Raw genomic sequence first — 13,444 nt, forward strand, 5'->3', positions numbered from 1 at the left:
TTCTTGAAGCGCTTGCAGGGATTATGTTATCTCATATCGTTTAATTTAGCAACATAAAATTATTTTAATTTTAAATAAATATATAAATGTTTAAAAATGCAACACATTGTCTATCGGATCCAGTAGATCATCTAATGAACGAGTACAAGGAATCTCTGTTTTGCTCATAATGAACTAAAAGAGTTGAAAATGAGCAGGTGAAATTCAATGAAGTAACATTGAGAAACGAATACATAGCAAATAAAAAAACGCTCAAAAACTCGATAAAGTAGCTCATAAAAACGCATAAAAAAGACCACAAAAAAAGACGTAAACTTAAAGTTAATCTTTAAGTTTACGCCATAATGTGGCTCGGTTAATCCCCAGACGCTCAGCGGCTTTGGATTGATTGTTGTTTTCCTCTTGAAGCACCAATTGGATAACTTCTTTCTCTATTTCCTTCAATGTGCCGTTTAGCTTCATTGCACTTGTATTTGCCGCAGATTGCTGATGTAGTAAGCGAGTTAAAGTTCCACTCGTAATGACATAATCCGGTTCGTTCAGCGCAGCTTGTTTGATGAGATGTTTCAGCTGATTGACGTTCATATATGCAGCTTGATCCCGGATTAGCTGTAGGGCATCCTCTTTAATTCGTACAGCTGTCGTGCCGTATTTGTGATAATAACCCGTCAGGAAGTGCTGCATCAACGGTTCAAGATCCTCCGTACGGTCGGCAAGGCTTGGCATGATGAGTGTGTTCAGTTTCAGCTTGAGTGTCCAATTCGGATCAGGCACATGTTCACTTAGAATAAACAGGCCGATGCTGTTCTGGAGACAAGTCTCGATGAAAGTCAGCAGCTCGGGGTCTTGCAGACGTGATTCAATTTGATTGAGCTCCACTGTCTTTACCTTGTTTAGCGGAATTTTGTGCAAATGACCAGAAGGAACCTGAGAGAGGTCGATCTGTAGCAGAAGTCCGCCGCCAGCATGCATCTGATGCATATGTTTGACCAAGAAGGATTTCCCCGAATCGGCTTCGCCCAACAAGTATATGGGTTCATGATGAGCATATAGTGCTCGGATATTTTTTAATACTGCCTGCATGGCAGGTGATTCGGCAACGATGGGTTCCATCGAGGAATCGGTAAACGTGGTGATGCCGAATTGTGCAAAGGCATAAGGCTCTCCTTTTTCAAGTATATACACCTTGTAGCTCTTATTATCCAGCTTGGTTTCATAAGCTTGCACTGTCAATTGATATTCATCGACCATGAAGACGTTCTGAATTTTGGATTGATGGAATTCCAGGCTTGTGTTCATTAGATATAGATGATTTTCGGTGAGTGGATTATGGTTAAAGTCGGCCCAGTTTTCAAACACCACCTCATCCTGGTCACCCAAAATCAGCAGATTCGGATGCTCTTGGGTCACGAGATCATGGAGTAAGACGGACACGGTCTGATTTTTGCTCAAATACCGATAGACTAGCTGTGCATCCTCCATAGCTCTGAGAATGGACTCCGTACCTGATTGGATCAACAAACCGTCCAGACCGTAGGCCTTTGCAGTGCTCACTGTGATCACGTCACCTACAATTTGCTGGTAGCCAGACGCTTTCAACTCCAGCAGTAGCCTAGCGACATCTTCTGAGCTATGTATCGTATAGACTTTGAGCGGCAGATCCATCAGGTCGATAATGGACTGCGCGCCAGACGTGATGTTGGAGAAACCAACGATGGCCGTATGTCCGTTGAACTGGCTTGCCAGTGTGAGGGAACGAATCATATCGTAGCCAGATAGCTGCACATCAATGACCGGTACGGTCACCGCTTGTTTAATGAGTTGCGCCGTTCCGCCGCGGCTAATAATAATTTCTGCACCGTTTTTTTCGGCCTGAATTGCCAACTCGGCACCTTTTGCCAAGTCACCCACTTCGGTCTGGATGGATAGCTCAGGATAGCGCGGGATGCATTCTTCTATAATAGGAATCATCGATTCATAAGGAGCGATGAAATGAACTCGTGTACGCATAATTTTCCTGCCTTTTATAAAATCATTGATCCCTTTATTATAGCTAATTTGAAGAAGAAAGGCATCCTTGAAGGCGAGTGAAGCGAGGTGTGAAGGAACGATGTGACGAACTGCACTGAATCGAATGATCATCTATTTCAAAATTAATGCATTATGGAAGCAAAGTGTTTAAGCGATTAAGATAGAATAAGTCAGTCATGATCAAGTAATGAAGGAAAGGAAGTGCAGACATATGCCCAACATACATAAAGCCGCCGACCCAGACCACATTATCCAATGTGTGATAGAAAGATTCCCCTGCAGAGTATTATGGAGTGAGGGTCGTCCTTGCCTGGAGTATCAGAAGGAAGAGGATGTCGCGATGATAACGGAATACGTGAGAAAAACATACGATGTAGAACTGCTGGATGTCTTTTTTACAGCGGTGGAGAGCTTGCCAGAGGAGATGATATGAAAACAGCGTTAAAGAGAATAGGATATACAGCATCGGCCATAGTTGGAGTCTTGTTACTATTTATAGTCATCAGCTTTGTTAACCATCTTATCCAATTGAAGAAAGAATCGGTATTATTAGCCTCACCGGGTGTCTTAGTTAATGTACATAACCATAAAATGCACGTCTACACGGAGGGCTCTGGCCCACAGACACTGGTCTTTCTTTCGGGTGGGGGCACATCCGCACCGGTACTGGATTTCAAAGCACTTTATTCGAAATTAGCCATACAACACCGAATTGCTGTAGTGGAGAAAGCGGGTTATGGTTTTAGCGAAACAGCAGACATTCCAAGGGATATCGACACGATATTAGAAGAGACCCGTTTAGCACTAACTAAAGCTGGTCAGAACCCGCCATATATATTATTTCCACATTCCATGTCGGGTGTTGAGGCTTTATATTGGGCACAGAAGTATCCTGATGAAGTAAAAGCTATCATTGGACTAGATTCTACGGTTCCAGAAGTGTATGAGAAGTACCCGCTTCCCTCGAAACTGATGATGAATGTAACAACTTTGGCTGCAAGAGCAGGAGTTACTCGTTTTTTTCCGGGAATTGCAGAATCTTCTGCAGCCATTCAAGAGAATCGGTTATCTACCCATGATGTGAAGCTGTACCGGGCATTATTTTATAAAAATACCCAAACGGTTAACATGAATGAGGAAATAAAGATGATTAAGGCGAACGCCGAAAAAGTCGATAAACGAGGAATCCCGGACGTACCAATGTACTTTTTTATATCGAGTGGTGACGAATTGCCCGTAGAACATTGGCAGGCTGATCTTATAAAGTATAGCGAGAAACTGCATAATGGCAGATACCTGATCATTGACGGCGGACATTATCTACATAATACGAATACCGAGCAAATAGCGGAGGAAAGTGCGAAGTATATTGCAGAGTTATAAAGAGTTCATTATGAAAACTGAAACGCATGTGGTGTTATTCATGTATTATATTCATATGAACATACCCGAAGGAGGAACAAATGGTGGGAATCTTATCGAGGTTTAGAGACGTGATGAAGGCCAATGTCAATCATATGTTGAACCGGGCAGGCGACCCGGAGAAAACCGTGAACGAGTATATGCGGAGCCTGAGTAGTGACTTGGGTCAGGTAAAGGCCGAGACAGCTGCGGTGCTGGCAGATGAAAATCGGGCCAAGCGGGCACTGGATGAATGCCAGGCTGAGGTGAACAAGCTGCAGCGTTATGCGGAGAAATCGGCGGAATCAGGTGATGTGGATAAGGCACGCAGTTTTTTGGAGAAAAAAGTGAAACTGACGGGCAAACGCAATGAATTGCAAGCATCATATGACCGGGCTTCCGCCAAAGCACAGATGATGAAACATATGAATGACAAACTTGTTGCAGATTTGGGGAAATTGGAAGCGAGACACGCAGAACTGAAAGGCCGAATGGCTGATGCGAAGGCAAAGCAGCAGTTAAATGAACAAAATTCTTCTGCAAGCCGTGCGGAATCTGCGTTTAAAGCGATGGAAGATCAAGCGAATCAGGCGCTAAATGAAGCGGAAGCACTTGCAGAGCTTCGCGCAGGCGCACAGGAAGATGATCTGGATGAATTGATTGCGCAGTTAGAGCGGGATATGAACGCAGATGCGGGTAATAGGGAGAGAGAGAATCAGGCTCCAAGCGCAGACGAGGAACTGGCAGCGATCCAGGAGAAGTTACGGAAGTAAGACATCCGATTAAGACACGGAGGTGAACAGATGCCGGTATTAGAGTATAAATGTCCGAACTGCGGCAGTGGTATGATTTTTGATAGTGTGTCCGGTGCATTATCCTGTCCGAGCTGCGGACGTCAGGACAACATTGAACAGCTCCCCGATCCCTTGAAGAAGCAGGTGTTTACGGAGGGGGAAGTGAAGGAGTATCACTGCAACAGCTGCGGAGCAGATATCGTGACTGAGCCGGAGACAAGTGCAACAACATGCAGTTTCTGCGGTGCGGCGGTGGTGTTGAGTGACCGGCTGACGGGCAATTTGGCCCCGGCGATGGTGATTCCTTTTTCCATCAACAAAGAGCAAGCGAAACAGGCATTTAAAAAATGGTGCAGAAACGGTCTGCTCACGCCCGGTGGCTTCATGACCGCTGACCGCATCCAGAGTGTTACCGGTATATACGTGCCGTTCTGGCTGTATGATCTACATAACCGAATTGAGGTCCATGCTCAGGGTACCAAGGTACGATCCTATACGCAGGGTGACTACCGATATACGGAGACGCAACATTTTGATATTTATCGTAAAATTCGGTTGGAATATGTGAATCTGCCCATCGATGCATCTGAGAAAATGAATGACGAGCTGATGGATAAGCTGGAGCCTTTTCCTTACAATGAGCTGAAATTGTTCAAAACCCCGTATCTGGCGGGATATATTGCGGAAAAATATAGTTATACCGAAAATGAGCTTTTCCCACGGGCCAAGGATAAAACGAGATCCTACATCGATTCTTACATTGCCTCTACTGTATCGGGATATACGAGTGTGAGCTACACCAATAAAGAGATCGATACCAAGCTCAAAAATGCAGACTATGTGCTGTTACCTGTATGGATGGTCAACTATGATTACAACCGCAAACAATACACCTTTGCCATGAATGGACAGACGGGTAAAGTGGTCGGCAAGCCGCCGATCAGTAAAGCTAAAGTGGCCGGATGGTTCACGGGGGTCGCTGCCGTTTCACTGTTGTCGCTGAAGCTGGTGTCGTGGATGATGGGAGGCGGATTCCTGTGAGCAAAAAGAGACCCTTAGTTGCGATAGCAGCGCTAATCGTACTTCTAGTGACCTTGCTCGCTCCGATCTTGCCCATACCATCGGCATCCGCAGCGGAGAACAAAAACCTCATCTACGATGAGGCCAACCTGCTAAGTGAGCAGGATCGAAATGAATTGAACGCTCTGGCGAATCAGTATTCAGCAGAGCGGCAGACGGACTTAATCATTTACACGACTAACAATGAGGAGCAGAAGGAAGATAAACTCCTGACTCAGGAATTCTACGATAATCGTGCACCAGGGTATGATAAACCTCACGGGAACACCGTTATGCTGACAATGGATATGTATCATCGTAACGTATACGCAGCAGGCTTTTATAAGGGTGAAGAATACGTCGACAACGGTCGAGCAGCTAAAATTACAGACAAAATTTACTCGGATTTGTCAGACGGCAATTATCGGGTCGCTTTTGAGAAGTTTCTGAATCTGTCTTACGAATATCTGGATCTGAAGCCTGGAGTGAACCCGGATAATATTTTATTCAAAACATGGTTTCAGCTCGCTGCATCCGTGGCTATTGGTGGTATTGTTGTTGGTGTCATGACGTATCGTTCGGGTGGACGGGTGACGGTAAACCGTTCAACCTATGAGGATTCGGAGAACTCGCATGTGATAGATCGTCAGGATCGTTATATTCGTACAACGGTCACGAAGACCAAAATTGAGAAGAATAACAACAATAATGGCGGAGGCGGCGGTGGAGGTACGACCGCAGGTGGACATTCACACAGCGGTAGCAGTCGGTCGTTCTAACTGTAATCACCAGATACATGGTCAACATGTATTGAGAAAAGTCACAACGTAGATAAGGCCTGACAGGTTTACTATAGAAGGGACGGGATTAAACATGGGATTTTTCAAAAATCAGTTTTCTAACGTGGTGGAATGGGAAGAATTCAGAGATGATATGATCTTCTGGAAATGGAGTAATCGAGAGATCAAGAAAGGCAGTAAGCTGATTATCCGCTCGGGACAGGATGCCATTTTCCTGAATAACGGCAAGGTGGAAGGTATTTTTGAGGACGAAGGTTCGTTTAATATCGACTCGGAGATTATTCCGTTTCTGTCCACGCTAAAAGGATTCAAATTCGGATTCAACAGCGGTATGCGGGTTGAGGTTTTGTTTGTAAATACAAAGGAGTTCACCGTCCGCTGGGGTACGCAAAGTCCGGTACTGATTCCGACACCGCAACTTCCCGGCGGCATGCCGATTCGGGCGAATGGAACGTTTAACTTTAAAGTAAGTGACTATGTGACCCTGATTGATAAAATCGCAGGCATCAAACAGAGTTATCTGGTGGAAGATGTCAAAATCCGTATTACATCTGTGCTGGATCAGTTGCTCATGAAGTGGATCAGCCGTGAAGGTAAGGATATGTTTAACCTGCAGGCGAATGCTTCGGATATTGCACGCGGTATTCAAGAGGATCTGGATATGCAGATGATGGATATCGGGATTGGCATTACCGGCTTCCAGGTGATGAGCTTCAACTATCCGCAGGAGATTCAGGATATGATCACCAAAACGGCTTCTCACGAGATGATCGGCAATCTGCAAAAGTACCAGCAGGTGAGTATGACGGATGGTATTTCCTCCGGTAAAGTACAGGGCGGCGGTGCAGCTTCAGATATGGCAGGTATGATGATGGGCATGAATATGGCGAATGAGATGATGAAAAACATGAACCAGAACACCCAAAACGCGAATCATCAAAGTTCAAATAGCCAAGGTCAACAGCAGAATAGTAATGGGGATGCCTCTCCGTCTTCTGGTGGTGATGGCAAAAAGCCTAACTTCTGCCCGAACTGTGGCGCCAAAAACGAAGGAGCTAATTTCTGTCCAAACTGCGGACAAAAGCTGGCATAGAGCATACAGATGATTAGGAGAATATCTGTTATCGGTACGTCTGTGTAGTTTATCTGTAGTGTGTGATTGTTATGAACCGAGCAACGTCAGGATGGAATAGAGGAGTAATTGAAAGGTTGGTTCTACAGGCATAACAACACCTGTGGGACTGACCTTTTTGATTTGAACAACATGGAAGCTCATGATTTAGCGAAAGGTAAGCTCTGTTTTTACAGAAACAAAGTGTTGACAAGCGAAATAAAATCAATTATCTTTATATTAAGATATTTAATTTGAATGAAAGTGACAGTAAGGTGTACTCAAGAATATACTCAAATAAATATCTTCAATTGATTGACAGGAGGAGAGATCCAGATGATGATTCCAACATTGACACGAATTAATGAACTCGCGAGAAAAGCCAAAGCGGGTGGACTGACGGAGATGGAGCAAGCAGAACAGACTCGCCTTCGCCAGGAATATTTGCAGACCTTTCGTGGTTCGGTCAACGACATTTTGCTGAATGCCACCATCTACGATCCAAACGGCGATGACGTGACTCCAGATAAATTGAAACAAGAACAGGCTTCCAGACAGAATCCATAGATTATGTTGCAGAAGCAGAGGGGACATCAAACGTTCCCTGAATGAGAGGGCTAATACGACTATTGTACCGTTAGTGCAGGTTTGAATTTCGATTCTGCATTAGTGGTACAGATTATATATCTTAATTTAAAGATAATTGGAAATAAAACATAAAAAATAAATGAGATTACAATCCAAGGAGGAAATAATCATGAACATTCAAACGACAGGTATCCACCACATTACTGCTTTTGCTGGAGATCCACAGGCTAACGTTGATTTTTACGCTGGAGTTCTGGGACTTCGTCTGGTGAAAAAAACAGTGAACTTCGACGCACCGGATGTGTACCATCTGTACTTTGGAGATGAACAAGGCAGTCCGGGGACGATCATTACCTTCTTCCCGGCGGCAGGCTCACCACGTGGCCAGATTGGCGGCGGTCAGGTCGGCATTACTTCATATGTCATCCCACCGGGTTCAATGGACTTCTGGCAAAATCGTCTGGAAAGTTTTAATATCGAATTGACTCGAACTAACCGCTTTGATGAAGAGTTGCTGCAATTCGAAGACAGCGAGGGTTTGCGTCTGGAATTGGTTGAGCGGGAAGAGGGCGCTGCGAATACATGGGTGCAAGAAGGAATCCCGACTGAACATGCAATTAAAGGTTTTGGTGGAGCCGTACTCTTCAGTGTGAACCCACAACGTACGATGGATGCACTTGAGCGTATTCTCGGATTTGTGAAAGTGGGCGAAAATGAAGAATATGCCCGTTTCCGTTCCATCGGAGACATTGGCAACATCGTGGATGTGCCTGTCACCCGCGTACCGCTGGGTATGGGCGGCGCAGGAACCGTGCACCATATCGCATGGCGCGCAGTAGATGACGCACAGCATGTGCAGTGGAGCGAAGCCGTACGTGAATACGGTTATCAGCCGACTCCAGTCCGGGATCGCCAATATTTCAACGCGATTTACTTCAGAGAAGCGGGCGGCATTTTGTTCGAGATTGCAACTGATCCTCCAGGCTTTGCCAAAGACGAACCAGCCGAAGCGCTTGGACAGAAACTGATGCTGCCGGAGTGGTTTGAGCAGTACCGGACTCAGATTGAGGATAATCTGCAGCCAATTCAGGTAAGAACACTTACTGCTGTAGCAACTGTGATGGAGTGAAATAGACAGAAGAGGAAATCAAAAAATTGGGGGATGACCGCTAATCGTCAGGTTATTCTGTCCTCGAAGTTTGCGTGTGAACACCTTTGTTTCAACGAATATGAAATTAAACCAAAAGGAGCACTGAGGGATGATGGAGAAAAAGGTCACCTGGCTGGAGCTGTTCTATGATTTACTTTTTGTCGCGGCAGTCTCCAAAGCGGGCCATGTCTTGTTACATGCCGAGCACGGCATCATTACATTCGAATATTTATTAAAGTTTGTGTTAATCTTCATCCCGGTTTGGTGGGCGTGGGTTGGCCAGACCTTATTCATCAACCGTTATGGTCAGGATATTCTGAGCCACCGGATTTTCCTCATCCTTCAACTGCTGTCGGTTCTCATTATGACGGCAAGTCTGTCCACTCATTTTGACGAACACTATCTGTCCTTCTTTGTTGGATACATTGGTTCCAGAGCATTTACCGCGATTCAGTACCTGACGATCCACAAGTCAAAAAGCGAGCATCAGCAGCAGGCCGCCCGTTTCTTGGGCCTCTCGTTTATCATTGGTATCGTGATCTCATCGGGTTCCCTGTTCTTTGATTCGTGGGTGCGTTATGTGATTCTGTATGCCGGAATCGCCGTGGATATCATTTTGCCACTACTAGGTCGTAAAAATCTGGTGAAAGTGCCTGTGCAGACCCATCATTTGCTGGAACGTTTTGCTCTCTTTACCCTCATCCTGCTCGGTGAATCCGTTGTCAGCATCATCGCGGTACTATCAGCCGATCATTGGGATTGGAAATCGATCTTGTTTGCTGTCTTTACGTCCCTGTTTGTCATCGCCATGTGGTGGCAGTACTTCGATAACGTGGAGAAAAAAGTAAGCAAAGAGATGCAGACCGTCGGGCAAGCCATCATCTACGGGCATCTATTTATCTACATTTCCCTAAGTATGATCGCTGCTTCGATCCAACTGCTGTACCAGAACCTGCTAAACTATGAGTTTATGCTTGCGTTTGTATTTGGCTCGGTGCTCCTGTATTTCCTGTCAACAACCCTTGTGTTTCATCGCTACAGACACCAGCATCTCCGCCTTCGTCCAGTTCATATGGTGGTCATGGTAGGATTGTTAGTGGCCTTTGTAGTGGTGGATCTGATCTACCGCGTTCCCGGATATGTCATCATGGGTGAGGATATGTTGTTCTTTCTGGTGTATGCGAAGTTGACGACATGATCTACGTTTATATAAAAAAGAAGCAAGAGCCACGGACGACTTTGTTCGTGGCTTTCATTTTTGCTATAAGAACATAAATATTTCTCATATATTTTCATGTACGCAATCTGTTAAGATGGGACTAGGTACAAGTAAATCTGCCATATCCAAGAGGTTAATTCTATTTTTAAATGAGCTTAGTCAGGGAAAGAGCGATATTAAGGTATTTTGCCATCGTAGTGAATTGGGTACGATCTAATCTTGTTTATAAATAGCCGGTTTACAGATATGGAGATGACATTTCAGGAGGGGAATCACTTGAGTACAAATCTAATTGGTGTTCCATTGGAAGGGTTTGCAGAATTTAGCCGTACAGTGGCTGCCGAAGGAGCAGTTTTACTTAAAAATGAAGGACAGGTGCTTCCACTTCGTCATTCCGAAAACGTTTCAGTTTTCGGCCGAATTCAAGTGAATTATTATCGCAGTGGTACTGGTTCAGGCGGGAGTGTTCATGTCGCGTATACGACCAATCTGCTGGATGGATTGCGTAGCAAAAAAAACATCAACGTTAACGAAGAACTGGCAGCCGTATATGAGAAATGGATCGAGGAAAATCCGTTTGACGATGGCGGGAAAGTCTGGGCAGCCGAGCCATGGAACCAGAAGGAAATGCCGCTTACAGACGAACTGGTTGCACAGGCCAGAAGTAAATCGAGTAAAGCCATTGTGGTCATTGGGCGTACCGCAGGGGAAGATCAGGATAATGCAGATGCACCCGGAAGTTATCGTCTCACAGACGATGAAAAGGCGATGCTGAAGCATGTCACGAACCATTTTGAACATACGATTGTGGTACTTAACGTCTCTAATATTATGGATATGAGCTGGTTGAACGAAACGGTTCTACATCCGATTCAAGGGGTGATTTACTCTTGGCACGGGGGCATGGAAGGCGGTAACGCGATCGCAGACGTACTGGCTGGAGACGTGACACCAAGCGGTAAATTAACGGATACAATTGCTTATTCGATTGAAGATTACCCTTCTACAAGCAACTACGGAAATGAGTTTAAGAACCTGTATCAAGAAGATATTTATGTAGGTTATCGGTTTTTCGAAACGTTTCGACCTGAGAAGGTACAATTTGAGTTCGGATATGGTCTGTCTTATACGACATTTGCGATTCAGACCGAGGAAGCTCGTACGGTTACCGACAACGGGGAAACCTCTATCGAGGTTCGTGTCAACGTGACTAACTCCGGTACAACCTATGCGGGTAAAGAAGTGGTTCAGGTTTATTATGAAGCACCGCAGGGGGAGTTGGGACAACCGGCGAAAGCGCTGGCAGCCTTTGGCAAAACAGGACTGCTGCAGCCCGGCGATTCCGAGCTGTTAACGATCCGTTTCCCGGTAAATCGCATGGCTTCGTATGATGACGCAGGTGTAACAGGATATGCTTCCGCCTATGTGCTTGAAGCGGGAACGTACCGCCTGCATGTGGGTACAAGTGTGAAGCAGGTAGAGCATGTTGGCATCGATGGCCGAGACGGCTACATTGTAAACACGGTTCAGCTGGTGGAGCAATTGCAAGAAGCAATGGCACCGACGAAAGAATTCACACGCATGAAACCGGGCATTCGCAAGGCGGATGGATCGTATGAGCTGACCTATGTAGATGTGCCAAAGCGCAAAGTGTCTATCGCGGATCGCATTACGCAGAACTTGCCGCAAACGTTGGAGCAAACGGGCAACCAGGGATACAAACTGAGTGATGTGAAGACTGGCAAAGTCGGTCTGGAAGCTTTTGTGGCTCAACTAAGCGATCAGGATCTGGCAGCAATTGTACGCGGTGAAGGTATGAGCAGTCCGCTGGTTACTTCGGGAACGGCATCGGCGTTTGGCGGTGTGAGTGACAGCCTGTTTAACTATGGCATTCCTGTGGCCTGTACGGCAGACGGTCCGTCCGGTATCCGTATGGATAGTGGGGAGAAAGCAACACAAGTATCCATTGGTACACTTCTGGCGGCAACGTGGAACGCAGATTTGGTAGAAGAACTGTATGTGATGGAAGGACAAGAGCTGCTTCGCAATCAGGTGGACACCTTGCTCGGACCTGGACTCAATATCCGCCGCAGTCCGCTGAATGGTCGTAACTTCGAGTACTTCTCGGAAGATCCGCTGATCTCGGGAGTATTTGCCGCAGCATGTACGAAAGGTATTATGAAGGGCGGCTCTAACGCCACGCTGAAACACTTTGCCTGCAACAATCAGGAGAAACACCGTAGCAAAGTCGATGCCGTTGTATCCGAACGTGCTCTTCGTGAAATTTATCTGAAAGGATTCGAGATTGCAGTGAAAGAGGGTGGAGCGAACTCCATCATGACCTCCTACAATCCGATTAACGGACACTGGGCCGCATCCAACTACGATCTGAACACGACGATTCTGCGCGGAGAGTGGAACTTCGACGGTATTGTGATGACCGACTGGTGGGCCATTATGAACGATGTGGTTGAAGGCGGAGAAGCCGATCGCAAGTTCACGAACTGGATGGTTCGCGCTCAGAACGACCTCTACATGGTTGTGCCAAACTATGGTGCAGAGATCAACGGCTGGGATGACAATACCATTGAATCGCTCGAAAATGGAACCTTGACCCGCGGCGAGCTACAACGCTCCGCGATCAATATCTGCAAATTCATTATGAACGCGCCGGTATCCTCACGCAAACATGAGATTGTAGAGAACGTGGCCTCGTTCCAGGCGAACGCGTCCCTGTCAGCGGCAGACGCTCAGTCATTGGCTGAGAATGCGCAGGTAAAACCTCCCGTAGCTGAGCCTGTATATATGAAAGTGGATGAAGCAGGCCAGTACCGGATTATTGTGCAAATCATGTCACCTGAGCCTGAACTGGCTCAAAGTGCATGTAATGTGCTGCTCAATGATCAGCTGGCTACGACGATTCAAACGAACGGTACAGAGGGCAAATGGATCAGACAAAAGCTGGTGAAAGTGCAACTGGAGGCTGGGCTGTATGAACTCAAGCTGGACTTTACCAAACCAGGTCTACAGATCGATTGGATCGAATTCAAGCAGGTGTAGGTTGGTTAGGTTAATTAGATTGGTATAGCTCTGTAAGGTCAATTGAGATGTAATTTTATGTGAATTGGCTGTGGTTTGGGCTGGAGCTTTGAAAGAAGAAGTGTAACCATGCAGTGATAAAATCATTGTAGCAATATAACGAAGGACACTGCGTGCAGTGTCCTTTTGTTGTCACCAGAGGAGCAGGCTGTTATGATCGAATTACGGGATCGTGGTCAAACAGAATAATGG

The 13,444-nt window shown here is 45.9% G+C and carries 10 protein-coding genes; 9 read left to right on the forward strand and 1 reads right to left on the reverse strand.

Translation table 11 applies throughout. The features are described from left to right. Positions 1-321: 321 nt before the first annotated feature. Positions 322-2,142, reverse strand: coding sequence for a PrpR N-terminal domain-containing protein (locus AC1VYS_RS01125; protein ID WP_482912666.1), 1,821 nt, complete (start codon positions 2,140-2,142; stop codon positions 322-324). A gap of 372 nt (positions 2,143-2,514) precedes the next feature. Here AC1VYS_RS01125 and AC1VYS_RS01130 point away from each other — a divergent pair, with 372 nt between their 5' ends. The 9 genes from AC1VYS_RS01130 to AC1VYS_RS01170 all read left to right on the forward strand — a co-directional run bounded on the left by AC1VYS_RS01130 (position 2,515) and on the right by AC1VYS_RS01170 (position 13,213). After that, positions 2,515-3,414 carry an alpha/beta fold hydrolase gene (locus AC1VYS_RS01130; RefSeq protein WP_482912667.1) on the forward strand — a complete coding sequence of 300 codons (900 nt, stop codon included), beginning with the start codon at positions 2,515-2,517 and terminating at the stop codon, positions 3,412-3,414. An 83-nt stretch (positions 3,415-3,497) separates the two neighbouring features. After that, positions 3,498-4,205, forward strand: a complete 708-nt coding sequence (locus tag AC1VYS_RS01135; protein ID WP_482914876.1) for a PspA/IM30 family protein — start codon at positions 3,498-3,500, stop codon at positions 4,203-4,205. Positions 4,206-4,235: 30 nt separating this feature from the next. Further along, positions 4,236-5,267, forward strand: a complete 1,032-nt coding sequence (locus AC1VYS_RS01140) for a TFIIB-type zinc ribbon-containing protein (protein WP_482912668.1) — start codon at positions 4,236-4,238, stop codon at positions 5,265-5,267. Then, a complete protein-coding gene (locus AC1VYS_RS01145) occupies positions 5,264-6,064 on the forward strand; it encodes a TPM domain-containing protein (RefSeq protein WP_482912669.1) in 801 nt (266 codons plus the stop codon). The genes AC1VYS_RS01140 and AC1VYS_RS01145 overlap by 4 nt, the downstream gene beginning before the upstream one ends. Positions 6,065-6,158: 94 nt before the next feature. Beyond that, positions 6,159-7,178, forward strand: coding sequence for an SPFH domain-containing protein (locus AC1VYS_RS01150; RefSeq protein ID WP_482912670.1), 1,020 nt, complete (start codon positions 6,159-6,161; stop codon positions 7,176-7,178). 357 nt (positions 7,179-7,535) lie between these two features. Continuing rightward, positions 7,536-7,763: a DUF896 domain-containing protein gene (locus tag AC1VYS_RS01155; RefSeq protein ID WP_090924289.1), complete on the forward strand. Its 228-nt coding sequence runs from the start codon at positions 7,536-7,538 to the stop codon at positions 7,761-7,763. A gap of 190 nt (positions 7,764-7,953) precedes the next feature. Further along, positions 7,954-8,913 carry a ring-cleaving dioxygenase gene (locus AC1VYS_RS01160; protein ID WP_482912671.1) on the forward strand — a complete coding sequence of 320 codons (960 nt, stop codon included), beginning with the start codon at positions 7,954-7,956 and terminating at the stop codon, positions 8,911-8,913. Positions 8,914-9,043: 130 nt separating this feature from the next. Further along, positions 9,044-10,132, forward strand: a complete 1,089-nt coding sequence (locus AC1VYS_RS01165) for a low temperature requirement protein A (protein WP_482912672.1) — start codon at positions 9,044-9,046, stop codon at positions 10,130-10,132. A gap of 297 nt (positions 10,133-10,429) precedes the next feature. Beyond that, positions 10,430-13,213 (forward strand): glycoside hydrolase family 3 C-terminal domain-containing protein, encoded by a 2,784-nt coding sequence (locus tag AC1VYS_RS01170; RefSeq protein ID WP_482912673.1) that lies wholly within the window; start codon positions 10,430-10,432, stop codon positions 13,211-13,213. Positions 13,214-13,444: the final 231 nt, after the last annotated feature.

Source organism: Paenibacillus sp. G34 (assembly GCF_056856875.1).